Annotated in this window: 19 protein-coding genes and 1 pseudogene; 14 read left to right on the top strand and 6 right to left on the bottom strand. The window is 61.5% G+C overall.

Annotated features, from left to right (window positions below):
- Positions 1-33: 33 nt before the first annotated feature.
- Together putA and TX23_RS13250 are read left to right on the top strand one after the other, a co-directional pair.
- Positions 34-3,987 (top strand): trifunctional transcriptional regulator/proline dehydrogenase/L-glutamate gamma-semialdehyde dehydrogenase, encoded by a 3,954-nt coding sequence (gene putA, locus TX23_RS13255; RefSeq protein WP_057702533.1) that lies wholly within the window; start codon positions 34-36, stop codon positions 3,985-3,987.
- A 226-nt stretch (positions 3,988-4,213) separates the two neighbouring features.
- On the top strand, positions 4,214-6,016 hold the full coding sequence (locus TX23_RS13250; protein WP_057702532.1) for an acyl-CoA dehydrogenase: 1,803 nt from the start codon (positions 4,214-4,216) through the stop codon (positions 6,014-6,016).
- On the opposite strand, the gene TX23_RS13245 is transcribed toward TX23_RS13250, so the two are convergent.
- Positions 6,013-6,303 carry a cell division protein ZapA gene (locus TX23_RS13245; RefSeq protein ID WP_005784113.1) on the bottom strand — a complete coding sequence of 97 codons (291 nt, stop codon included), beginning with the start codon at positions 6,301-6,303 and terminating at the stop codon, positions 6,013-6,015. The two genes, TX23_RS13250 and TX23_RS13245, sit on opposite strands and share 4 nt — an antisense overlap.
- Positions 6,300-6,530: a hypothetical protein gene (locus TX23_RS13240; protein ID WP_003187970.1), complete on the bottom strand. Its 231-nt coding sequence runs from the start codon at positions 6,528-6,530 to the stop codon at positions 6,300-6,302. The genes TX23_RS13245 and TX23_RS13240 overlap by 4 nt, the downstream gene beginning before the upstream one ends.
- A 279-nt stretch (positions 6,531-6,809) precedes the next feature.
- On the opposite strand from TX23_RS13240, the pseudogene TX23_RS28780 reads away from it, so the two are divergent.
- The 5 genes and pseudogenes from TX23_RS28780 to selO all read left to right on the top strand — a co-directional run.
- Positions 6,810-7,532, top strand: a pseudogene (locus TX23_RS28780) (MCP four helix bundle domain-containing protein); the annotation flags it as partial.
- Between the two features lie 30 nt (positions 7,533-7,562).
- On the top strand, positions 7,563-8,435 hold the full coding sequence (locus TX23_RS28775; protein ID WP_407071382.1) for a methyl-accepting chemotaxis protein: 873 nt from the start codon (positions 7,563-7,565) through the stop codon (positions 8,433-8,435).
- Positions 8,436-8,675: 240 nt separating this feature from the next.
- Complete coding sequence (locus tag TX23_RS13230) at positions 8,676-10,418, top strand: potassium/proton antiporter (RefSeq protein ID WP_057702530.1); 1,743 nt, start codon at positions 8,676-8,678, stop codon at positions 10,416-10,418.
- A 49-nt stretch (positions 10,419-10,467) separates the two neighbouring features.
- The gene (gene mscK / locus TX23_RS13225) at positions 10,468-13,851 is read left to right on the top strand and encodes a mechanosensitive channel MscK (protein ID WP_057702529.1); all 3,384 of its coding nucleotides are present in this window, start codon (positions 10,468-10,470) and stop codon (positions 13,849-13,851) included.
- Between the two features lie 48 nt (positions 13,852-13,899).
- On the top strand, positions 13,900-15,363 hold the full coding sequence (gene selO, locus TX23_RS13220) for a protein adenylyltransferase SelO (RefSeq protein WP_057702528.1): 1,464 nt from the start codon (positions 13,900-13,902) through the stop codon (positions 15,361-15,363).
- 4 nt (positions 15,364-15,367) lie between these two features.
- Here selO and TX23_RS13215 read toward each other — a convergent pair whose 3' ends face one another.
- Positions 15,368-15,769, bottom strand: a complete 402-nt coding sequence (locus TX23_RS13215; RefSeq protein WP_057702527.1) for a helix-turn-helix domain-containing protein — start codon at positions 15,767-15,769, stop codon at positions 15,368-15,370.
- The gene (locus TX23_RS13210; RefSeq protein ID WP_043047206.1) at positions 15,766-16,062 is read right to left on the bottom strand and encodes a type II toxin-antitoxin system HigB family toxin; all 297 of its coding nucleotides are present in this window, start codon (positions 16,060-16,062) and stop codon (positions 15,766-15,768) included. The genes TX23_RS13215 and TX23_RS13210 overlap by 4 nt, the downstream gene beginning before the upstream one ends.
- A 223-nt stretch (positions 16,063-16,285) precedes the next feature.
- Here TX23_RS13210 and trxC point away from each other — a divergent pair, with 223 nt between their 5' ends.
- Positions 16,286-16,720 (top strand): thioredoxin TrxC, encoded by a 435-nt coding sequence (trxC, locus tag TX23_RS13205; protein WP_057702526.1) that lies wholly within the window; start codon positions 16,286-16,288, stop codon positions 16,718-16,720.
- Between the two features lie 130 nt (positions 16,721-16,850).
- Here trxC and TX23_RS13200 read toward each other — a convergent pair whose 3' ends face one another.
- Positions 16,851-17,063, bottom strand: a complete 213-nt coding sequence (locus TX23_RS13200; protein WP_032893916.1) for a DUF6124 family protein — start codon at positions 17,061-17,063, stop codon at positions 16,851-16,853.
- A gap of 826 nt (positions 17,064-17,889) precedes the next feature.
- Positions 17,890-18,660, bottom strand: a complete 771-nt coding sequence (locus TX23_RS13195) for a ParA family protein (protein WP_057702525.1) — start codon at positions 18,658-18,660, stop codon at positions 17,890-17,892.
- Positions 18,661-18,974: 314 nt separating this feature from the next.
- On the opposite strand from TX23_RS13195, the gene TX23_RS13190 reads away from it, so the two are divergent.
- From TX23_RS13190 to TX23_RS13165, 6 genes are read left to right on the top strand one after another with little or no spacing between them, the layout of a single operon-like run.
- Positions 18,975-19,697: a beta-ketoacyl synthase chain length factor gene (locus TX23_RS13190; protein ID WP_057702524.1), complete on the top strand. Its 723-nt coding sequence runs from the start codon at positions 18,975-18,977 to the stop codon at positions 19,695-19,697.
- Positions 19,673-20,485, top strand: a complete 813-nt coding sequence (locus TX23_RS13185) for a lysophospholipid acyltransferase family protein (RefSeq protein ID WP_057702523.1) — start codon at positions 19,673-19,675, stop codon at positions 20,483-20,485. Before TX23_RS13190 ends, TX23_RS13185 begins: the two co-directional genes overlap by 25 nt.
- A complete protein-coding gene (locus TX23_RS13180) occupies positions 20,463-20,732 on the top strand; it encodes a phosphopantetheine-binding protein (RefSeq protein ID WP_010563239.1) in 270 nt (89 codons plus the stop codon). Before TX23_RS13185 ends, TX23_RS13180 begins: the two co-directional genes overlap by 23 nt.
- 9 nt (positions 20,733-20,741) lie before the next feature.
- Positions 20,742-20,996 (top strand): acyl carrier protein, encoded by a 255-nt coding sequence (locus TX23_RS13175; protein WP_003187949.1) that lies wholly within the window; start codon positions 20,742-20,744, stop codon positions 20,994-20,996.
- Positions 20,993-21,538: a COG4648 family protein gene (locus TX23_RS13170; protein WP_057702522.1), complete on the top strand. Its 546-nt coding sequence runs from the start codon at positions 20,993-20,995 to the stop codon at positions 21,536-21,538. Before TX23_RS13175 ends, TX23_RS13170 begins: the two co-directional genes overlap by 4 nt.
- Positions 21,535-23,205 carry an acyl-CoA synthetase family protein gene (locus tag TX23_RS13165; protein WP_057702521.1) on the top strand — a complete coding sequence of 557 codons (1,671 nt, stop codon included), beginning with the start codon at positions 21,535-21,537 and terminating at the stop codon, positions 23,203-23,205. The genes TX23_RS13170 and TX23_RS13165 overlap by 4 nt, the downstream gene beginning before the upstream one ends.
- The last annotated feature ends 143 nt before the right edge of the window (positions 23,206-23,348 follow it).

Here is a 23,348-nt window from a genome sequence, read left to right as displayed (position 1 = left end):
CCACTCGGTAGTGGCACCCATGAGGATAAGAAAATGGCAACGACCACCCTTGGGGTCAAACTCGACGACCCGACCCGCGAACGCCTCAAGGCCGCCGCGACCTCCATTGATCGCACGCCGCACTGGCTGATCAAGCAGGCAATTTTCAATTACCTGGAGAAACTCGAGGGTGGTGCAACCCTGTCCGAGCTCAATGGCTTGAGCAGCAAGGACGCCGAAGACGCGGGCGAGATCCAGGCTGACCACGCCCACCAGTGCTTCCTTGAGTTCGCTGAAAGCATCCTGCCGCAATCGGTACTGCGCGCGTCGATCACCGCCGCTTACCGCCGCCCGGAACCGGAAGTGGTGCCGATGCTGATCGAGCAGGCGCGCCTGCCGGCAGACATGGCCGAAGCCACCAACAAGCTGGCCGCCACCATTGCCGAAAAACTGCGCAACCAGAAGAGCGCCGGTGGCCGTGCCGGTATCGTCCAGGGCCTGCTGCAGGAATTCTCCCTGTCGTCCCAGGAAGGCGTGGCGCTGATGTGCCTGGCCGAAGCGCTGCTGCGCATCCCGGACAAAGGCACCCGTGACGCGCTGATCCGCGACAAGATCAGCACCGGCAACTGGCAACCGCACCTGGGCAACAGCCCATCGCTATTCGTTAACGCCGCCACCTGGGGCCTGCTGCTGACTGGCAAGCTGGTATCGACCCACAACGAAGCGGGCCTGACCTCGTCCCTGAGCCGCATCATCGGCAAAAGCGGCGAGCCGATGATTCGCAAAGGCGTCGACATGGCCATGCGCCTGATGGGCGAGCAGTTCGTCACCGGCGAAACCATCGCCGAAGCCCTGGCCAATGCGAGCAAGTTCGAAGCCAAGGGCTTCCGCTACTCCTACGACATGCTCGGTGAAGCCGCCCTCACCGAACACGATGCCCAGAAGTACCTGGCCTCGTACGAACAAGCCATTCACTCCATCGGCAAAGCCTCCCATGGCCGCGGGATCTATGAAGGCCCGGGGATCTCCATCAAGCTTTCCGCCCTGCACCCGCGCTACAGCCGTGCGCAGTACGAGCGCGTGATGGACGAGTTGTACCCGCGCCTGCTGTCGCTGACCTTGCTGGCCAAGCAGTACGACATCGGCCTGAACATCGACGCCGAAGAAGCCGACCGCCTGGAACTGTCCCTGGACCTGCTGGAGCGTCTGTGCTTCGAGCCGCAACTGACCGGCTGGAACGGCATCGGTTTTGTGATCCAGGCTTACCAGAAGCGTTGCCCGTATGTGATTGACTACGTCATCGACCTGGCCCGCCGCAGCCGCCATCGCCTGATGATCCGTCTGGTAAAAGGCGCGTACTGGGACAGCGAAATCAAGCGCGCCCAGGTCGAGGGCCTGGAAGGCTACCCGGTATACACCCGCAAGGTGTACACCGACGTTTCCTACATTGCCTGTGCACGCAAACTGTTGTCGGTGCCGGAAGCCATCTACCCGCAGTTCGCCACGCACAACGCCCACACTCTGTCGGCCATCTACCACATCGCCGGTCAGAACTATTACCCCGGCCAGTACGAGTTCCAATGCCTGCACGGCATGGGTGAACCGCTGTACGAACAAGTGGTGGGCAAGGTTTCCGAAGGCAAGCTGAACCGTCCGTGCCGTGTGTACGCGCCGGTCGGTACCCACGAAACGCTGCTGGCCTACCTGGTACGCCGCCTGCTGGAAAACGGCGCCAACACCTCGTTCGTCAACCGCATCGCCGACCAATCGATCTCGATCCAGGAACTGGTGGCCGATCCAGTGGCCAGCATTGAGCAGATGGCCACGCTGGAAGGCGGCTTCGGCCTGCCGCACCCGCGTATTCCGCTGCCGCGTGACCTGTATGGCAGCGACCGCGCCAACTCGGCCGGTATCGACCTGGCCAATGAACACCGCCTGGCGTCGTTGTCCTGCGCCCTGCTGGCGACCGCCCACAACAACTGGAAAGCCGCGCCGATGCTCGGTTGCGCCTCCAGCCAGGAAGCCGCACAGCCGGTACTGAACCCGTCCGACCTGCGTGATGTAGTCGGTCATGTTCAGGAAGCCACCGTCGAAGACGTCGACAATGCGATCCAGTGCGCCATCAGCGCCGCGCCGATCTGGCAGGCCACCCCGCCCGCCGAACGCGCCGCGATCCTGGAACGCGCCGCCGACCTGATGGAAGGCGAAATCCAACCGTTGATGGGCCTGCTGGCCCGCGAAGCCGGCAAGACCTTCGCCAACGCCATTGCCGAAGTGCGTGAAGCCGTGGACTTCCTGCGTTACTACGCGGTGCAGGCGCGTAACGACTTCACCAATGACGCCCACCGCCCACTGGGCCCGGTGGTGTGCATCAGCCCGTGGAACTTCCCGCTGGCGATATTCAGCGGCCAAGTCGCGGCGGCCCTCGCTGCCGGTAACCCGGTGCTGGCCAAGCCTGCCGAGCAAACCCCGCTGGTCGCCGCCCAAGCCGTGCGTATCCTGCTTGAAGCCGGTATTCCCGAAGGCGTGTTGCAACTGCTACCGGGCCAGGGCGAAAGCGTCGGTGCCCGCCTGGTGGGTGATGAGCGCGTCAAAGGCGTGATGTTCACTGGCTCCACCGAGGTTGCACGCTTGCTGCAACGCAATGTCGCCGGTCGCCTGGATGCCCAGGGTCGCCCGATTCCGCTGATCGCCGAAACCGGTGGCCAGAACGCGATGATCGTCGACTCCTCAGCGCTCACCGAACAAGTGGTGATCGACGTCGTGTCGTCGGCCTTCGACAGCGCCGGCCAGCGTTGCTCGGCCCTGCGTGTACTGTGCCTGCAGGAAGATTCGGCAGATCGCGTAATCGAAATGCTCAAGGGCGCCATGGCTGAATGCCGCCTGGGTAACCCGGAACGCCTGTCGGTCGACATTGGCCCGGTGATCGACGCCGAAGCCAAGGCCGGCATCGAGAAACACATCCAGGCCATGCGCGACAAAGGCCGCAACGTCTATCAGGTTGCGATTGCCGACGGTGAAGAGATCAAGCGCGGCACCTTCGTGATGCCAACCCTGATCGAGCTGGAAAGCTTCGACGAGCTGCAACGCGAGATCTTCGGCCCGGTACTGCACGTGGTGCGCTACAAGCGCAAAGAAATCGACCAGTTGATCGGCCAGATCAATGCGTCGGGCTACGGCCTGACCCTGGGCGTGCATACCCGTATCGACGAAACCATCGCCAAGGTGATCGACAACGTCAACGCCGGTAACGTCTACGTCAACCGCAATATTGTGGGTGCCGTGGTCGGCGTGCAGCCGTTCGGCGGCGAAGGCCTGTCGGGTACTGGCCCGAAAGCCGGTGGCCCGCTGTATCTGTACCGCCTGCTGTCGACTCGTCCTACCGATGCGATCGAGCAATCCTTCGTACGTGGCGACGCATTGACTGCACCGGACGTACGCCTGCGCGATGCCATGAGCCAACCGCTGACCGCTCTGAAAACCTGGGCTGACAGCCATAAGTTCAGTGAGCTGAGCGCGCTGTGCACGCAGTTCGCGGCGCAGTCGCAAAGCGGTATCACTCGCCAACTGGCCGGCCCGACCGGCGAACGCAACAGCTATGCGATCCTGCCACGTGAACACGTGCTGTGCCTGGCTGACGTGGAAGGCGATCTGCTGACTCAACTGGCGGCAGTGTTGGCCGTCGGCGGTTCGGCGGTATGGCCGGAAACCGAGCTGACCAAGGCCCTGTTCCCACGCCTGCCGCGAGACATTCAGACGAAGATCAAGCGCGTGGCCGACTGGACCAAGGACGACGTGGTGTTTGACGCCGTCCTGCATCACGGTGACTCCGACCAACTGCGTGCGGTGTGCCAGCAAGTGGCGCAGCGTGGTGGGGCGATTGTTGGGGTGCATGGCATGTCTCAAGGTGAGACGGCGATTGCCCTGGAGCGCCTGGTGATCGAGCGAGCGTTGAGCGTTAACACTGCTGCGGCAGGCGGTAACGCCAGCTTGATGACCATCGGCTAACTGACACAACGCGGTAAAAGTGTGGGAGCTGGCTTGCTTGCGATAGCGGTGAGCCAGTGACCTAGATGTCGACTGGCACAGCCTCATCGCAGGCAAGCCAGCTCCCACACTGATCGCGCTCCACCTTGCGCCAGCGTTCTGCCCTTCCATCACCCAGATCAATCTTGCTATCCAGCCTCTATTCACGCGCTTAGACTCGGGCCAATTCCTTCAAAGGTAATCCGCCATGTCCGAGACGCTGCTCAGTTCCCGCAATCTGGCTTTCGAGCTGTACGAAGTCCTCGATGCCGAGGGCCTGACCCAGCGTGAGCGGTTTGCCGAGCACAACCGCGAAACTTTCGACGCTGCAATCAGCACGGCGCGCAGCATCGCCGAAAAGTACTTCGCCCCCCACAACCGCAAGAACGACGAAAACGAACCGCGTTATGAGAACGGCCAAGCAATCCTGATCCCGGAAGTCAAACCCGCCGTAGACGCCTTCCTGGAGGCCGGTTTCCTCAACGCAGCCCGCAGCTTCGAAGCAGGCGGCATGCAACTGCCGACCTTGCTGTCCCAAGCCTGCTTCGCCCACTTCCAATCTGCCAACGCCGCTTCAACCTCCTACCCGTTCCTGACCATGGGCGCTGCCAACCTGATCGAAAGCTTCGGCACCGAGGAGCAGAAACAACGCTTCCTGCAACCGATGATCGACGGGCGCTTCTTCGGCACCATGGCCCTGACCGAGCCCCATGCCGGCTCCTCCCTGTCGGACATTCGCACTCGCGCAGAACCAGCGGCTGACGGCAGTTATCGGCTCAAGGGCAACAAGATCTTTATCTCCGGCGGCGACCACTCGCTGTCGGAAAACATCGTGCACATGGTGCTGGCCAAGTTGCCGGATGCACCTGCGGGCGTGAAGGGCATTTCGCTGTTTATCGTGCCCAAGTTCCTGGTCAACGAGGACGGCAGCCTGGGCGCTCGCAATGATGTGCTGCTGGCGGGGCTGTTCCACAAGATGGGCTGGCGCGGCACCACGTCCACGGCACTTAACTTCGGCGATAACGGCAACTGTGTCGGTTATCTGGTGGGCAAACCGCACCAGGGCCTGAGCTGCATGTTCCAGATGATGAACGAGGCACGTATTGGCGTGGGCATGGGCGCGGTGATGCTCGGTTACGCCGGTTACCTCTACTCGCTGGACTATGCCCGTGAACGGCCTCAGGGGCGCCTGCCCGATAGCAAAGACCCGAGCACCACACCGGTGGCGATCATTCAGCACGCCGACATCAAGCGCATGTTGCTGACCCAGAAAGCCTATGTAGAAGGCGCCTTTGACCTGGGCCTCTACGCAGCACGACTGTTCGACGACACCACCACCCTGGCAACCGACACCGAGCGCAAGCAAGCCCACGAACTGCTCGACCTGCTCACTCCCATCGTCAAATCCTGGCCGTCGGAGTTCTGCCTCAAGGCCAACGAACTGGCGATCCAGATTCTCGGCGGCCACGGCTACACCCGCGAATACCCGGTGGAGCAGTACTACCGCGATAACCGCTTGAATCCGATCCACGAAGGCACCCACGGCATCCAGTCCCTGGACCTGCTCGGGCGCAAATTGGCGCAGAACGGCGGCGCCGGCTTGAAGCAATTGATTCGCCTGATCGCCGAAACCGGAGCCCGGGCGCAAAAGTACACCTCACTCACGGCACTGCGAGAGCCCCTGGAGCAACTGGTAAACCGGCTGCAAAGCGTCACGATTGGCCTGCTGACCGATCTCGCCCAGGGCAAGGTCAACAGCAGCCTGGCGAACTCGGCACTGTACTTGAAAGTGTTCGGGCACACGGTGATTGGCTGGCGCTGGCTGGAACAGGCGATCCGCGCCGAAGAAGGGCTGGCCAAGGATGACGCGGCCGATGCGGCCTTCTACAAGGGCAAGCTCCAGGCTGCCCGGTACTTCCTGACCTGGGAAGTACCGAGCTGCCATCATGAACTGGCGATTCTGGAGGCACGCGACGATACGTGCCTGGGGATGCAGGATGGGTGGTTCTAAGGCTGGATCGCCTTGGAAATCACCTCGACCGTGGCGCTGACTTGCTCTTGGTAACGGTCGAGTTCCTGCTGGTGAGCCTGTTGCATTTCGATCTGCTCGGCGCACAGGTTCAGCGCGGCCAATACCAATAATTTGTCACCGATCAGGGTCGGGTACTTTTTCTTGGTAACCGCCAGGGACGCCTTGAGCATGGTCACGGCATGCATCAGGGTCTGATCTTCGCCGGCCGGTGCCTTGATCGAGTAATCCTCTCCGAGAATCGAAACGACCTTTATCCCCTCATTCATGCGCTGACAGGCCCTGCACTCACACGCTCAACCAGTGCCTGGATGCGTGCGGCGGTGGCGCCGTGCTTTTCTTCCTGTTCCATCAGGTTCAGTTGCAGGCTGTCGTTTTCGTCCTTGGCGCGAGCCAGTTCGGCCTTAAGGGATTCGTTGCTGCCCAGCAGCTCTTGATTCTGCTGTACCAGGTCGCTGACCAGTTGTTCCAATTGACTGAGAGATGCTTCTAACATTTTGATTTCCAGGGCTTTTAAAAAGGGCGGTGACGATAAAGAAAATTCACCTCGGATGCCAGGGTTATCCCCCGGCGTGCAGCCCGATTTATCGGGGCCGGGCCGCACTATCGAGCCTTAGTGACTGCAATTACCCGATCTGGTTCCTCCAAGCCCCCCAACCCTTCGTCTGATGCGACAAAAGCGCGCAGCCCCTTAAGACTTTAGTCGCAGGGCCGATAACGCAGGCACACCTCGTCTCATGGCCGCACGGATCGCGCTTCCCTCCAGGATTCCAGCATGTCTCTTCGTAATATGAATATCGCCCCGAGGGCCTTCCTCGGCTTCGCGTTTATTGGCGCCCTGATGTTGTTGCTCGGTGTGTTCGCCCTGAACCAGATGAGCAAGATTCGCGCAGCCACCGAAGACATCACCTCTGCCAGCGTGCCGAGCATTCGTGCCCTCGACGAATTCACCCAATTGACCCTGCGCCTGCGCGTGTTGTCGTACCGCTTGCTGACCAACCGCGAGCCGGATGTACAGCAAAAGACCCTGGAAGCCTTCGAATTGCGCAATCAGCAGATTCGCACGGCCCAGGGCGTTTACGAAAAACTGATCGCCAGTACGCAAGAACGCAACGCCTACGAGGAATACGTGCGCCTGCTGGGCCAGTACCGCCAGATTGAAGAGCACATGAAGAGCCTGTCGCGCGCCAATCAGATTGACGAGCTGCGCAGCCTGCTGAACAACGAGCTGCTGAATAACTCCGAGCAGGTCAACGTGGTCTTGACCCGCTTGCTGGATATCAATAACGACGACGCCAACGCCACCAACCAGCGCGCCAAAGACCAATACGACATGGCCTTCAACCTGGTGGTGGGCCTGTTGGTGGTTGCCACGGCGCTGACCGTGTTGTTTGCCTGGCTGCTGACCCGCAGTATTACCCTGCCCATTGCCCGCGCCCTTGAAGCCGCCGAAGAAGTGGCTGAAGGCAACCTCACGCGCCCGATCACCGTGGACGGCAACGATGAAGCCGGGCGCCTGCTCGCCGCCATGTCCAAGATGCAGAACAAGCTGCGCGACACCCTGCAACGCATCGCCGGCTCTGCCACCCAGTTGGCGTCTGCCGCCGAAGAGCTGAACGCCGTCACCGACGAAAGCGCCCGTGGCCTGACCCAGCAAAACAACGAAATCGAACAAGCCGCCACCGCCGTCAACGAGATGACCAGCGCCGTTGAGGAAGTCGCGCGCAACGCCGTGAGCACTTCCGAAGCTTCGCGCAACGCCACTACCTCTGCCGGTGACGGCCGTGACCTGGTGCAGGAAACCGTCAGCGCCATCGAACGCATGAGCGCTGATGTGCAGGCCACCGCCTCCCTGATTGGCGACCTGGCCAATGAATCGCGGGATATCGGCAAAGTGCTGGACGTGATCCGCGGCCTGGCCGACCAGACCAACCTGCTGGCCCTGAACGCAGCGATTGAAGCTGCGCGCGCCGGCGAAGCCGGACGTGGTTTCGCCGTGGTGGCCGATGAAGTACGGGCCCTGGCCCATCGCACCCAGCAGTCCACCAGCGAGATCGAACGCATGATCGGCAGTATCCAGACGGGTACCGAACACGCGGTGGATTCGATGCGCAACAGCACCGAGCGGGCCGAATCGACGCTGAATATCGCCAAAGGCGCGGGCATGTCGCTCGATACCATCAACACTGCGATTGTCGAGATCAACGAGCGCAACCTGGTGATCGCCAGCGCGGCGGAAGAACAGGCCCAGGTGGCGCGGGAAGTGGACCGCAACCTGGTGAATATCCGCGACCTGTCGGTGCAATCGGCCACCGGCGCCAGCCAGACCAGCGCAGCGAGCAACGAACTGTCGCGCCTGGCCGTGGACCTGAACGGGATGGTTGGCCGTTTCCGCCTCTGAAATAAGCCTTTGCTCACACCGCATACCTTGTGGGAGCTGGCTTGCCTGCGATAGCAATCTGTCATCTGACGCCCATGGCGCTTGGCACACCGCAATCGCAGGCAAGCCAGCTCCCACATTTGAGCGATGTGCAGCTACAAAAGCTTTTTGACAGCGCAGCAATTCAACAGGTTAGAATCGCTGGCACGCAGACTGCATGGTCAGTTTGCGCCCCGTCTTCCCTGCTCTGGAGTACTGCCTTTGAATGCGACGACCATCAACAGCCTGTTCTTGATCGGCGCGTTGCTGGTAAGTGCGAGCATTCTGGTGAGTTCCCTTTCGTCCCGCCTGGGCATCCCGATCCTGGTGATCATCCTGGCCGTGGGCATGACCGCCGGTGTCGATGGCGGCGGCATCATTTTCGATAACTACCCAACTGCCTACCTCGTGGGCAACCTCGCCCTGGCCGTGATCCTGCTTGACGGCGGTTTGCGCACACGGGTGGCGAGTTTCCGCGTGGCGCTGTGGCCGGCCTTGTCCCTGGCCACGGTGGGGGTGTTGATTACCACCGGCCTCACCGGCATGGCCGCGGCCTGGCTGTTCGACCTTAATATCATCCAGGGCCTGCTGATCGGCGCCATTGTTGGCTCAACAGACGCCGCGGCGGTGTTCTCGCTGCTGGGCGGCAAGGGCCTCAACGAACGGGTCAGCGCCAGCCTGGAAATCGAATCCGGCAGCAACGATCCGATGGCGGTGTTCCTTACCGTCACCCTGATCGACATGCTCGCCAGCGGCCAGACCGGCCTGCACTGGAGCCTGTTGACCCATCTGATTCGCGAGTTCGGCATCGGTGGCCTGCTGGGCCTGGGCGGCGGCTGGCTGATGTTGCAGTTGGTCAACCGTATCAACCTGGCCAACGGTCTGTACCCGATTCTGGTGATCGCCGGCGGCCTGTTCGTTTTCGCCCTGACCAACGCCCTGCACGGCAGCGGCTTCCTCGCCGTGTACCTGTGCGGCTTGGTCATCGGCAACCGCCCGGTGCGCAGCCGCCATGGCATCCTGCATATGCTCGACGGCATGGCCTGGCTGGCGCAGATCGGCATGTTCCTGGTGCTGGGCCTGCTGGTCACGCCTCACGATTTGCTGCCCATCGCCTTGCCCGCCCTGGGCCTGGCGCTGTGGATGATCCTGTTTGCGCGGCCTCTTTCGGTGATGGTTGGCCTGTTGCCGTTCAAGGCCTTCCACGGTCGCGAAAAAGCCTTTATCGCCTGGGTCGGCCTGCGCGGCGCGGTACCGATCATCCTCGCGGTGTTCCCGCTGATGGCCGGCCTGCCCCATGCCCAGCTGTACTTCAACCTGGCGTTCTTTATCGTGCTGGTTTCGCTGCTGGTGCAAGGCACCAGCCTGCCGTGGGTGGCCAAGTTGCTTAAAGTCACCGTACCGCCGGACCCGGCGCCGATTTCCCGGGCAGCGCTGGAAGTGCACGTCACCAGCGAGTGGGAGCTGTTCGTCTACCGCCTCGGTGCCGAGAAATGGTGCATCGGCGCGGCCCTGCGCGAGCTGAAAATGCCCGAAGGCACGCGCATCGCCGCGCTGTTTCGTGGCCAGCAACTGCTCCATCCGTCGGGTAGTACGGTGCTGGAAGTCGACGATTTGCTCTGTGTGATCGGCCATGAACACAACCTGCCGGCCCTGGGCAAACTGTTCAGCCAGGCACCGCAACGGGGCCTCGATTTGCGCTTCTTCGGCGACTTCGTACTGGAAGGGGACGCCCAGCTGGGCGCGGTTTCCGCCTTGTACGGGCTCAAGCTTGAGGGTATCGACCCGGACATGCCGCTGAGCCGTTTCATCACCCAGAAGGTTGGCGGCGCACCGGTGGTGGGCGACCAGGTGGAGTGGAACAACACCATCTGGACCGTCGCGGTCATGGACGGGAACAAGATTGGCAAAGTCGGCGTCAGATTCCCCGAAGGAAGTCGCCCGGGCCCCGGACTCTTCCTCTAAACTGCGGGGCTATTACGCCCCGATTCTTCACCTTGCAAGACCGGTCTCTATGCCAACCCTGCGCACTTTTATCGCCACTGCCCTGCTGGGCCTGACCCTTTGCGTCGGCAGCGTTCACGCTGCCGACCCGCCCAGCGCCGACGCCATCCAGCAAACCCTGGATAAACTGCCCGACCGCAAGCTGCCCGACGCTGACATGAAGGCGTTGCAGGGCATCCTGCAGCAGACCCTGACGTACCTGGCGAACCAGCAGGATTACGAGCAGCGCCTGGCCGATCTCAAGCGCCAGCTGGAAGAGGCACCGCGCCAAACCAATGAGAACCAGCGTGAGCTGGCGCGCCTCAAGGCCACCAAAATCATCCCCGTGGCCCAACGCTATGCCTCCCTGCCCGTGCCGCAGCTGGAGCAATTGCTGGTGCAACGCAGCACCCAGCAAGGCGACCTGCAAAAAGAGCTGGCCGACGCCAACAGCCTGACCATCGCCGCCCAGACCCGCCCAGAGCGCGCCCAGACCGAAATCAGCAGCAGCCAGACGCGCATCCAGCAGATCAACGCCACGCTCAAGCTCGGCAAAGACAACGGCAAAGCCCTCAGCGGCGACCAGCGCAACCAGTTGAACGCTGAACTGGCGGCCCTGAATGCGCTGATCCCCCTGCGCCGCCAGGAGTTGGCCGGCAACAGCCAGCTGCAAGACCTGGGCAACAGCCAGCACGACCTGATCCAGGAAAAAACCGCACGCCTGGAGCAGGAAATCCAGGACCTGCAAACCCTGATCAACCAGAAACGCCTGGCCCAGTCCCAGCAAACGGTGACCCAACAGTCCATCGAAGCCCAGAAAGCCGGGGGCAGTAGCATCCTGGCCAAGGAAAGCGCAGACAACCTCAAGCTCTCCGACTACCTGCTCAAAAGCACTGACCGCCTCAATGACCTGACCCAGAAAAACCTGCAGACCAAGCAGCAACTGGACACGGTCAACCAGAGCGATTCGGCCCTGGACGAGCAGATCAACGTGCTCAAGGGCAGCCTGCTGCTTTCCAAGATTCTGTATAAGCAAAAACAGGCCCTGCCGCGCCTGACCGTCGACCGCGACCTGGCTGACGATATCGCCAACATTCGCCTGTATCAGTTCGAGGTCAACCAACAGCGTGAGCTGATCAGCTCCCCCAGCGCCTATGTGGATAACCTGCTGGCCAACCAGCCACCGGATGAAGTCACGCCGCAACTGCGTCGCACCTTGCTGGAACTGGCGATCACCCGCAGCGACCTGCTGGAGCGCCTGAGCCGCGAGCTGAGCGCGCTGCTGAACGAGTCCATCACCCTGCAACTGAACCAGAAACAACTGCTCAGCACCGCCACCACCCTGCGCGCCACGCTGGATGAGCAGATGTTCTGGATCCCGAGCAACAAGCCGCTGGACACCGAATGGCTGGAAACCGTGCCGGCGCACCTGAGCAAGCAAGTCGCCACCCTGCCCTGGGCATCCAGTGTCAGCGAATTGTATGACGGCCTGACCCAGCGCCCATTGCTCTTCCTGCCGCTGCTGCTGTTGATCGGCGCGCTGTTGTGGCGGCGCAAGGCCTTGTACCAGCGCCTCAACAAGGTCCACCTGGACATCGGTCACTTCAAGCGCGACAGCCAGTGGCATACGCCGCAGGCGATCCTGATCAATATCTTGCTGGCAATGCCGGTGTCTCTGGGCCTGGCGCTGTGCGGCTATGCGTTGCAGATCGACGCCCGCGGGCAAAACGCCAACCTGGGCTCGGCCCTGCTGCAGATCGCCCAGGCATGGCTGGTGTTCTATACCGCCTACCGCATCCTGGCGCCGGGCGGCGTGGCCGAACTGCACTTTCGTTGGGAGAAACCCCAGGTCCAGTTCCTCCAGGGCTGGGTACGCAAGCTCGGGCTGGTGGTACTGGCCCTGGTGGCGGTGGTGGCGATTGCCGAACACCAACCGGCGGCACTGGCCGAAGACGTGCTGGGCATCGCCGTGGTGCTCACCTGCTATGGCTTGATGGCGTGGCTGCTGGGTCGCCTGCTGCTCAACAGCCCTACACATGAAAAGGCCTCGCTGTTTCGCAAGGCCATCGGGGTGGTGTTCACCGCCCTGCCCATCGCGCTGTTTATTGCCGTGTGCTTTGGCTATTACTACACCGCGCTGAAACTCAGCGACCGGCTGATCAACACCCTGTACCTGCTGATGTTCTGGCTGGTGATCGAAGCCACCTTCGTGCGCGGTCTAGGCGTGGCCGCCCGGCGCCTGGCCTATGCCCGCGCCCTGGCCAAACGTCAGGCGGCCAAGGAAGCCGGGGATGGCGAAACGGTGATCGAGGAGCCGACCCTGGACATCGAACAGGTCAACGAACAGTCCATGCGCCTGATCCGCCTGGCCTTGCTCGGCGGCTTTATCGCGGCGCTGTACTGGGTGTGGTCGGACCTGATCTCGGTGTTTTCGTACCTGGATAACGTCACCCTGTACGAATACACCAGCGGTACGGGTACCAATATCAGCATGGTGCCCATCAGTATCGGCGACCTGCTCGGCGCGTCGATCATCATCGGCATCACCTTCGCCCTGGCGCGCAACCTGCCCGGCCTGCTGGAAGTGCTGGTGCTGTCCAAGCTGGACCTGGCCCAGGGCAGCGCCTACGCCACCACCACCTTGCTGTCCTACATCATTGCCGGCGTGGGGTTTGTCACCACGCTGTCTACCCTCGGCGTGAGCTGGGACAAGCTGCAATGGCTGGTGGCGGCGCTGTCGGTGGGCCTGGGTTTCGGTATGCAGGAGATCTTTGCCAACTTCATCTCCGGCATCATGATCCTGTTCGAACGCCCGGTGCGCATTGGTGACACCATCACCATCGGCAACCTGTCGGGTACGGTCAGCAAGATCCGCATTCGTGCCACCACCATTACCGACTTCGACAATAAAGACATCATTGTCCCCAACAAGACCTTCATTACCGGGCAGTTGATCAACTGGTCGCTGACCGACACCATCACTCGGGTGACCCTCAAACTCGGCGTGGACTACGGCTCCGACCTGGACCTGGTGAAGGAATTGCTACTCAAGGCGGCGCGAGAAAACCCACGGGTACTCAAAGAACCGGAACCCCACGTGTACTTCCTCAACTTCGGCGAAAGCACCCTCGACCACGAACTGCGCATGCATGTTCGCGACCTGGGCGACCGCAACCCGGTGTTGGACGAGGTCAACCGCTACATCAATCGTGAGTTCAAGAAACAGCACATCAACATCTCGTTCCGGCAGATGGAAATCTACCTGAAGAATCTTCACGGCCAGGAATACAAATTGGTGCCGGCCGAAGACGAGCGCAAGACCATTGCCGAGCCGCTCGACAAGCCCGACGCCCCCGAGCCTCCAGCAGGCAAAGTGGTGGATGCGCCGGAGCCGCCACCCAGCAAACTCGACTAAACGCCCTATCCCCAGCAGAATGCTCGGACATTCTGCTGGAGATGGCCGGTGAAAGCCCTCGACGAACTGACCTTCGACAATCGCTTCGCACGCCTGGGCGATGCGTTCTCGACCCACGTTCTGCCCGAACCTCTGGACGCACCGCGCCTGGTGGTGGCGAGCAAGGCCGCCATGGCGCTGCTCGACCTCGACCCGGCCGTGGCCGAAACCTCCGTGTTTGCCGAACTGTTTGGCGGCCACAAACTGTGGGCCGAAGCCGAACCACGGGCGATGGTGTATTCCGGGCATCAGTTTGGCGGCTACACCCCGCAATTGGGCGATGGCCGCGGGTTGTTGCTGGGCGAGGTCTACAACGAGGCCGGCGAACATTGGGATTTGCACCTCAAGGGCGCCGGGATGACGCCTTACTCGCGCATGGGCGACGGGCGTGCGGTGTTGCGCTCTTCGATCCGCGAATTCCTCGCCTCCGAAGCGCTACACGCGCTGGGCATCCCCAGCAGCCGCGCTCTATGCGTGATCGGCTCCAGCACCCCGGTCTGGCGTGAGAAACAGGAACGTGGCGCCATGGTGTTGCGCCTGGCCCATAGCCATATCCGCTTCGGACATTTCGAATACTTCTACTACACCAAAAAGCCCGAACAGCAGGCCGAGCTGGCCGAACACGTGTTGAATCTGCATTACCCCGAGTGCCGCGAGCAGCCCGAACCTTACCTGGCGATGTTCCGCGAAATCGTCGAGCGCAACGCCGAAATGATCGCCAAATGGCAGGCTTATGGTTTTTGCCACGGCGTGATGAACACCGACAACATGTCGATCCTGGGCATCACCTTCGACTTCGGGCCCTTCGCGTTTCTCGATGATTTTGACGCGCACTTCATCTGCAACCATTCCGACCATGAAGGGCGCTACTCCTTCAGCAACCAGGTGCCGATCGGGCAGTGGAACCTCAGCGCCTTGGCCCAGGCGCTCACGCCGTTCATCAGCGTTGACGCGCTGAAAGAAGCCCTCGGTCTGTACCTGCCGCTGTACCAGGCCCACTACCTGGACCTGATGCGCCGCCGGCTGGGGCTGACCACCGCCGAAGAAGACGACCAGACGCTGGTGGAGGGTTTGCTCAAGCTGATGCAGAACAGCGGTGTGGACTACACGCTGTTCTTGCGCCGCCTGGGCGATGAGTCCGCGGAGCTTGCAGTGAAGCGGTTGCGCGATGACTTCGTCGACCTGGCCGGGTTTGATGCCTGGGCCGAGCGCTACAAGGCCCGCGTTGCGCGGGACGGGGATTACACCCAGGGACAGCGCCGCGAGCGCATGCATGCGGTGAACCCGCTCTACATCCTGCGCAACTACCTGGCACAAAACGCTATTGCCGCCGCCGAGTCCGGGGACTACAGCGAAGTGCGGCGGCTGCATGAGGTGCTTTGCAAACCGTTTGAGGAACAAGCGGGAATGGAGCAGTACGCGCAGCGGCCGCCGGATTGGGGCAAGCATCTGGAGATCAGTTGTTCGTCTTGACCTCTTAGATAAAGGTCTCCACCGACACCCCGAAACGCTCGGCCAGCCAACGAATCTGGCGCACGTTGAGCTGGCGTTTTCCGCTCAATATCTCCGAGACAACTGATTGCGCCCCAACGCCCGGAAGGTCACTCTGGGTGAGGTTGTGCTCGCGCATCATGTAGCGCAGCACATCGACCCCGCTGGCGACGGGCATTGGGCGATGCTCACGATCATAAGCTTCAATCCAGTCGCTCAAAATATCGACCAGGCTCATCAGCGGGCTGTCCTCGTCTTCACCCACCAGACTCAGTAGCTCATCCAAACCGCATACCAGCGCGTCGTAGTCTGCCTCGTTTTCCGGCTTGCGCAGCACAGGCGAAACGAACTGCCAGTGCTCTGCTGCAACGTGTATAAGTGCGCTCATCTGATTTTTTCCTTCCATTTGTCCTTCTCATAATCGCGATGGTCAAGCAGGTGCTTGATGTAAACGCGCTGCATTCGATACTGCACCGACGCAATCAACCTCAGCTTGTTACCGCCAATATCAAACACATGAAATTCACCCACCTTGTCCGTGGCGGGAAACATGGCTTTCATCGCAGCGAAGTCCTTGGGGGCGTTGCGCTTGATCACGCGATACCACTGATCCAAAGCCGTTGCCGAGCGCGGCCATTTTCCCTTTGCTTCCCAGATCCTGCTTTCACTGATGACTCGCATGCAACGTCCTTATCGCATCTTGCTATGAAGGTTAAACCTGAATTCGAACTATCGCAATTTGCTATAGCCGCAAACAGACCGGTGGCGCACAACGAAAGCCTAGTCACACGATTTATCCCGGCGCGGGCGAAACTGTGAGCGAATAAGTCCCCTGCACCCAGCCTTGATAAATCCCAGTTCCGGCACCAAATACACCTATTGGCCAGACCCCAAGGAGCCTCCGATGTCCGAACCTCTTGTCATCCCCTGCCCACATTGCAACGGCCTCAACCGCATCCCCAGCGAACGCCTGGGTGACGCGCCCAAGTGCGGGCGTTGCAAGCAGCCGGTGTTGCTGAACAAACCCTTTGATTTGAAACAGGGCGACTATGCCAGCCAGATCAAGGGCGACCTGCCGCTTTTGGTCGATGTGTGGGCCGACTGGTGCGGGCCGTGCAAGTCGTTTGCGCCGGTATTCGAACAGGCAGCCGGGCAGCTGGAGGGTAAGTGCCGGCTGGCGAAGCTGGACAGTGAGGCTAACCAGCAGCTGTCAGCCCAGTTGGGGATTCGCTCGATTCCCAGTTTGATCCTGTTCAAGAACGGCCGCGAAGTGGCGCGCCAGAGCGGGGCATTCCCGTTGCCGCAGTTGATGAGTTGGTTGCGTAGCCAGGGGGTGTAAACATCCCCCTCCATCAACTCGGTCAATGTGGGAGCTGGCTTGCCTGCGATGCAGGCGACTCGGTCTGCCTGGTACACCGAGGTGATGCCATCGCAGGCAAGCCAGCTCCCACATTGAATGCATTTCAGCTTCAGGTCAGCGGGGCTTCGCGGTCCATCATCTGGCTGACCAGCATGACGCCCAGTTCGCTTAACTGGTGGATGGCCAGCGCTACGTCGCGGTGTTCGCCGGTGAGGTCGTTGGACAGGTTGAGTAAGAGCGTGCGCACGGAAGAGAAGGTTTCGTAGCTGTTGAGCACGAGTGTTTCGGTGGGGAGGTTGGGTGAAACGGTGAATAAATTCATATTTTCGTTCTCTGCTGGGGCCATCGCCTGCTTGCTACTAAACAAGGGGCGGCAGCTGTACGCAGGTTAGTAGACCGGTAGAACGAAAGCAAAACCCGGCGCACCCTAAGGTGCCCTGCGCACAGCCACCATCAGATAGGCAAGAAACGCCATGCTTTGGGAGCGGTGCACATGCTTTCGTCTGAGTGGGCTACTAAACCCGATCACTGAACATTCAGCGACCGGCAAACCTTAGAGACGCCCATCCAGACGCACAAGCCGGCGGATTCTGGCGTAGCTGTAGGCAAGGTTACAAGGCACAAGCCCCATTGCCAGACCCGTCCTACAGACCCTGTGGGACAAATCCAACTCACCTGCCGAAATGCCCCCCCACAATTAACCGCGCCCGACCACCCACTCCACGATGCGAAGCGAGTCGCTCTTGATCTTGCTTTTGATCTTAGGCGCCCCGTTAAACCACGCTGGCCGGAATTCGACAGGGATTTGGGGGGTAAACCGGCAGGGATGCCGGTTTAGCCGCCCCGCGCCATGGATGGCGCGTGGCGGCGGCCCCCCAAATCACTGGCGGATTACGGGCACACCGAGCCTAAGCGAGGTGCCGAGTGGTGGGGCAAGAGCGTTTTGCTTACTTTTGCGCTTTTCAAAAGTGAGCCGCTGTCAGAGCGGAACCCTAAGTGGCCGTTACCTAAATAACGGATATGTACCCGGTCCAACTGTGTTGCCTGTCAGGCCGTCTTCGCAGGCAAGCCAGCTCCCACATTTGGATCATGGTGCCTCAGCTAGATCAGCGTCGGCTGTGAGGCCGTAACGGCCCGAGTGCTCGAGGTCAGGCGCTTTCCAGCAGGTTATGCAACTCCACAAACTGCTGCGTCAGCTTATGCCGTGGATCCAGATGAATCAGCGGCTTGCTCTCCTGGTGCGACTCGCGCATTCGCACCGAGCTGGCCAGGTACACGGGCAGCACCGGCAGCCCTTCGGCAATCAACTCATCGAGAATCTGCTGCGGCAAGCTCGCCCGGGCCTGGAATTGGTTGACCACGATGCCTTCCACTTCCAGGCCTTCGTTATGGTCGTCCTTCAATTCTTCGATCTCGGCCAGCAGGCCATACAAAGCCTGGCGCGAAAAGCTGTCGCAATCGAAGGGGATCAGCACACGATCAGCCGCAATCAGCGCAGAAACCGCATAGAAGTTCAACGCGGGTGGGGTGTCGAGGTAAATCCGGTCGTAATCCTCGCTCAACTCATCCAGCAGCTTTCGCAGCTTGTTGATCTTGTGCTTGGCTTCGAGCTTGGGCTGCAGGTCTGCCAGCTCGGCGGTGGCGGTGATGACGTGCAGGTTGTCGAACGGCGTTTCGTAGATATCAACCTTGTTCTTCTTCGAAAACGGCCCGGAAGACAATGTTTGCTTGAAAAAATCCGCGATCCCCATGGGGATGTCTTCGCCCGTCAGCCCAGTCAGGTACTGGGTTGAGTTGGCTTGTGCATCGAGGTCCACCAACAGGGTTCGGTAACCTTCGCTGGCGCTGACCGCCGCCAGGTTGCAGGCGATGCTGGACTTGCCCACGCCGCCTTTTTGATTGAACACCACGCGCCGCATGGAAAAACCTCCGTGTATCAATGAATGACCGAGTGTAGAGCGCAAAAGCGCCAGTTAGCTACCTCGTTCATCCGGGCGCCGCATCTGGCTAACAAACAAATAGGAGTGTGCCTATTCCACGGTCGGCCAGCGATGACTAACAATCTGTAAGTTCTTCCAACTTATTTGTGATCAATAGTGAACAAATTTTCACCAGTATTTGCTAGAACCCTGCGGCACCGGGATAATGCGCGCCATTCGGCCATTGCTCTCTGTCCCGGAATCCGGGGCCATTGGCCGCACATGGAAGCCCGCAGGGGCGGGATAACTTCTCAGTGATCAACTTCAACATCGCCCAATGGCGCGCCTGGGCCCCTGGCCTTGAGAGTGCGGACCACTGGCACGCCTGGTGCCGGGCCCCGGTGTTGCTGCCCGCCAGCGAAGCCTGCCCCGACGTGTCATTTTTGCCAGCGATGCAGCGCCGCCGCTTGAGCCGGCTGGCGCGCATGGCGTTCAGCGTCGGCTGGCCGCTGGCCGAGGGCCTTGCAGAGCTGCCACTGGTGTTTATTTCCCGCCACGGTGAAACCCCGCGCACCCTGGATATCCTCAGCGACCTGGCCAACGAGCAGCCGCTGTCGCCGACCCAGTTCAGCCTGTCGGTGCACAACGCGGTGATCGGCCTGTGGTCGATCCTGCGCAATGAAACCAGCGAGATGACCGCCCTCGCCGCCGTGGGCGATGGCCTGGAGCACGGCCTGCTCGAAGCCGCCGCACTGCTTAACGAAGGCGCCCCGGCGGTGCTGCTGGTGATCACCGAAGAACAGCCGCCCGAAGCCTACGCCGGCTGGATCCACGACGTACCGTTCCCCTATGCCCTGGGCCTGTTGCTCACACCGGGCGACGAGTGGCAGCTGGAACTCACCACCGGCACTGTCCAACCCACCACCATCACCCAGTGGCCCCACGCCCTGAACCTGCTGCGCACCCTGCTGACCGAACAGGGCGCCTGCCAACATGCCTGGAAGAACCGAGTATGGAACTGGCAACGCAAGCCCTGACCGACAAGCCTCGGGACGCCTATTACTGGCGCCTGTTCGCTACCGCCGCGAGCTTTTTCCTGTTCGGCGTGGGCGGCCTGTGCCTGCGTTTGCTGGTGTTTCCGCTGCTCAGTTGCCTGCCGGGGGACGCTATCGAGCATCAGCGGCGCGCACGCCATACCATCAGTTGCCTGTTCTGGTTCTTTATCCGCTTGATGAAATCCCTGGGCATCCTCACGTTCAGTGTCGAGGGCGCCGAAAAACTTGGGCGTCCTGGGCAGATGATCGTTGCCAACCACCCTTCGCTGATCGATGTGGTGTTCCTGATCGGCCTGATGCGCCAGACCAACTGCGTGGTCAAGCAGAGCCTGTTCCAGAACCCCTTCACCCGCGGGCCAGTGCGTGACGCCGGCTATATCAGCAACGACGGCAGCGCCGACATGCTTGATGCGGCGGCCGATGCCCTGCGCGCCGGCCAAACCCTGATCATCTTTCCCGAAGGCACCCGCACCACGCCAGGCGCGGCGCCCGCCTTTCATCGCGGCGGCGCGGCCATTGCCCTGCGGGGTGCGACAATCATCACCCCGGTGGTGATCAAGGTCAGCCCCACCACCCTGACCAAAGCCGAACCCTGGTATCGCATCCCCAAGCGTCGATTCCACTTCAGTTTGCGTGTGGGCGCCGATATAGAGCCACAGGCGTTCGCCGCGCTCGGCGCCGCGCCCCAGGCTTCACGCAAGCTCAACGATTACCTGCACCATTATTTCATTAAGGAGCTCGCCGAAGATGAGCGACCAACACCGCCTTGAGCACGACATAAAGACGCTGATCATCGAGGCCCTGGGCCTGGAAGACATCAGCGCCGACGACATTGGCAGCGACCAGACCCTGTTTGGCGAAGGCCTGGGCCTGGACTCGGTCGACGCCCTGGAATTGGGTCTGGCGATTCAGAAGAAGTACGGCATCAAAATCGATGCCGACGCCAAGGACACCCGCAATCACTTCACCAACGTGGCCAGCCTTGCGGCGTTCGTCACGGCCCGACAGGCAGCTTGAGACCGTACCATGCAAACTCGTGACGATATTTTCAACACCCTGCGCGACGCCTTGGTGGAACTGTTTGAACTGCCCCCGGAACGCGTCACCCTGGACGCCAACCTGTATCAAGACCTGGAAATCGACAGCATCGACGCCGTGGACCTGATCGACCACATCAAGCGCCAGACCGGCAAGAAGATCGCCGCCGAAGAATTCAAGGCGGTGCGTACCGTCAACGACGTGGTTGAGGCGGTGTACCGTCTGGTCCAGCCCGCCGCATGAGCCGGCTGATCGGCCTTGGCCTGTTGTTGGCGGGGCTGCTGTACCCCTTTGCGGTGTATTACGGCACCGAGCATTTTGCCCCTTGGCAATTCGGTCTGCTGCTGGGCAGCCTGTGGCTGTTGCGCGCTCTGACCGCTGCGCGGCGCCCGGGCAGCCGCTGGATGGCGGTGACGGTCATCGTGTTCTGCGTGCTGCTGGCCTGGTTCGATAACCCGCAGTGGCTGCGTTGGTACCCCAGCCTGGTCAGCGCGTTCATGCTGGCGCTGTTCGGCCTGAGCCTGCACTACGGCCCGCCGATGGTCGAGCGCCTGGCACGCATGACCGACCCGCACCTGCCGCCCCACGCGATGGTGTATACCCGCCGGGTCACCGTGGTGTGGAGTGTGTTTTTTCTGTGTAATGGCCTGCTTGCCGCCGCGCTCACCCTGTGGGCACCGCTGAGCTGGTGGACGTTGTACAACGGCTTGATCGCCTACGGGCTGATGGGGCTGTTGTTTGCCGTGGAATGGCTGGTACGACAAAGGGTTCGAGGCCGCGTATGAATGGGTTGAAACTTGAGCACTTGCTGCTTGAGCCGCTGCAAAATCGTTGGGTAACCACTGAGCCCGAGATGAACCACGCGCAACTGTGGGAGCAGTCGCTGAGCCTGGCGGCGGGCCTGCAAGCCCGGGGCATCCGGCGTCTGGCCGTGCACCTGGAAGACGCCGGGCTGCTGGCGATTGCGCTGCTGGGCGCCTGGCGCGCAGGCGCGAGCGTGCTGCTGCCCGCCGACCTGCAACCCCAGACGCGCCAACGCTGGGCCGACGCCGTGGATGCCTGGCTGGTCGAAGCCAGCGACCTGGACGCGCTGTATCAAACGCCCTTGAGCGCCGCCGCCCTCAACCTGGACACTTGCCAACTGAGCCTGTGCACCTCCGGCTCCAGCGGCGAGCCCAAGCGCATCGACAAGTCCCTGCGCCAGCTGGCCAATGAAGTCGAGGCGCTGGAGGCCCTGTGGGGCAAAGACCTCAAGGATGCCTGCATCATCGGCAGTGTCGCCACCCAGCATATCTACGGCTTGCTGTTTCGCGTGCTGTGGCCGCTGTGCGCAGGTCGCACCTTTGTGCGCAAACAACTGGCGTTCCCCGAAGACATGCAGCGCGCCAGCCGCGAACATCCACAATTTGCCTGGGTGGCCAGCCCGGCGTTGCTCAAGCGCATGGGCGACAACCTCGACTGGCCGGCACTGAGCCAGGTTGCGCGAGTGTTTTCCTCCGGCGGTGCATTGCCGATTGAAGCTGCCGGCAGCCTCTACGACCGTTTGCAACAATGGCCGACGGAAATCCTCGGCAGCTCGGAAACCGGTGGCATCGCCTGGCGCCAGGGCGCGCAACCCTGGCAGCCGTTTGCCGACGTGCAACTGAGCCAGGATGCCGACGGCGCTCTGCGTATCGCCTCAAAATACCTGCCCGAAGGGCACATCGAACAGACTGCCGACGCTGCACGCATCCATGCCGATGGCCGTTTTGAGTTGCTGGGGCGCCTGGACCGTATCGTCAAGCTGGAAGAGAAACGCATCTCCCTGCCGATGCTCGAACAGGCGTTGATGACCCACCCGTGGGTCGCCGAAACCCGCTTGGGCGTGGTGCAGGAAAACCGCGCCTCCCTCGGCGCGCTGGTGGTGCTCAGCAGCGATGGTTTGCACGCCCTGCGCAACCAGGGCCGACGCACGCTCACCCAAACCCTGCGCCAGCACCTGAGCCAACATTGCGAAGCCCTTGCCTTGCCACGCCGCTGGCGTGTGCTGCGCCAACTGCCGCTGAACAGCCAGGGCAAGCTGCCCCAGGCCGATATCGAAGCTCTGCTACTGGCGCCTCGCCCCAAGAGCCCGGAAGTGTTGGCGCAAGTCGAAACAGAGGGTGAATGGACCTTGCAACTGAGCGTTCCGCCGGACCTGGCCTATTTCAGCGGGCACTTCCCGGTCACGCCGGTATTGCCCGGCGTGGTGCAAGTGGAATGGGCCTTCAACCTGGGCCAGCAACTGCTCGACTTGCCGAGCACCTTCGCCGGCATGGAAGTGCTCAAGTTCCAGCAACTGGTACGCCCGGGCGATCACGTCGAACTGCACCTGCGCTTTGATCGGGAGCGTAGCAAGCTGTACTTCGCCTATCGCAATGGGGTTGCTGCCTGCTCAAGCGGGCGGATAGTGCTGGAGGCCGCGCATGCATAAGCCGGGTGAGCACTTCGTGCTCAATCGCGGGCAAGCCCGCTCCCACACTGGATCGGTGTCGGCCAACAATCTTATGAGCACAGCAAGTCCAATGTGGGAGCTGGCTTGCCTGCGATGCAGGCGGCCCGGTGTATCGGGTGCCC

Source organism: Pseudomonas paralactis, from assembly GCF_001439735.1.
GTDB lineage: Bacteria > Pseudomonadota > Gammaproteobacteria > Pseudomonadales > Pseudomonadaceae > Aquipseudomonas > Aquipseudomonas paralactis.
The sequence above is the reverse complement of the archived record's forward strand: the minus strand, read 5'-3'. Positions and strand labels throughout refer to the sequence as shown.

What these genes read in the sequence shown, in the direction of transcription:
- putA (WP_057702533.1), top strand. Translation starts at nt 34, where the DNA reads ATGGCAACGACCACCCTTGGGGTCAAACTCGACGACCCGACCCGCGAA.
- TX23_RS13250 (WP_057702532.1), top strand. Translation starts at nt 4,214, where the DNA reads ATGTCCGAGACGCTGCTCAGTTCCCGCAATCTGGCTTTCGAGCTGTAC.
- TX23_RS13245 (WP_005784113.1), bottom strand. Translation starts at nt 6,303, where the DNA reads ATGAATGAGGGGATAAAGGTCGTTTCGATTCTCGGAGAGGATTACTCG.
- TX23_RS13240 (WP_003187970.1), bottom strand. Translation starts at nt 6,530, where the DNA reads ATGTTAGAAGCATCTCTCAGTCAATTGGAACAACTGGTCAGCGACCTG.
- TX23_RS28775 (WP_407071382.1), top strand. Translation starts at nt 7,563, where the DNA reads ATGTCCAAGATGCAGAACAAGCTGCGCGACACCCTGCAACGCATCGCC.
- mscK (WP_057702529.1), top strand. Translation starts at nt 10,468, where the DNA reads ATGCCAACCCTGCGCACTTTTATCGCCACTGCCCTGCTGGGCCTGACC.
- TX23_RS13215 (WP_057702527.1), bottom strand. Translation starts at nt 15,769, where the DNA reads ATGAGCGCACTTATACACGTTGCAGCAGAGCACTGGCAGTTCGTTTCG.
- TX23_RS13210 (WP_043047206.1), bottom strand. Translation starts at nt 16,062, where the DNA reads ATGCGAGTCATCAGTGAAAGCAGGATCTGGGAAGCAAAGGGAAAATGG.
- trxC (WP_057702526.1), top strand. Translation starts at nt 16,286, where the DNA reads ATGTCCGAACCTCTTGTCATCCCCTGCCCACATTGCAACGGCCTCAAC.
- TX23_RS13200 (WP_032893916.1), bottom strand. Translation starts at nt 17,063, where the DNA reads ATGAATTTATTCACCGTTTCACCCAACCTCCCCACCGAAACACTCGTG.
- TX23_RS13195 (WP_057702525.1), bottom strand. Translation starts at nt 18,660, where the DNA reads ATGCGGCGCGTGGTGTTCAATCAAAAAGGCGGCGTGGGCAAGTCCAGC.
- TX23_RS13185 (WP_057702523.1), top strand. Translation starts at nt 19,673, where the DNA reads ATGGAACTGGCAACGCAAGCCCTGACCGACAAGCCTCGGGACGCCTAT.
- TX23_RS13180 (WP_010563239.1), top strand. Translation starts at nt 20,463, where the DNA reads ATGAGCGACCAACACCGCCTTGAGCACGACATAAAGACGCTGATCATC.
- TX23_RS13175 (WP_003187949.1), top strand. Translation starts at nt 20,742, where the DNA reads ATGCAAACTCGTGACGATATTTTCAACACCCTGCGCGACGCCTTGGTG.
- TX23_RS13170 (WP_057702522.1), top strand. Translation starts at nt 20,993, where the DNA reads ATGAGCCGGCTGATCGGCCTTGGCCTGTTGTTGGCGGGGCTGCTGTAC.
- TX23_RS13165 (WP_057702521.1), top strand. Translation starts at nt 21,535, where the DNA reads ATGAATGGGTTGAAACTTGAGCACTTGCTGCTTGAGCCGCTGCAAAAT.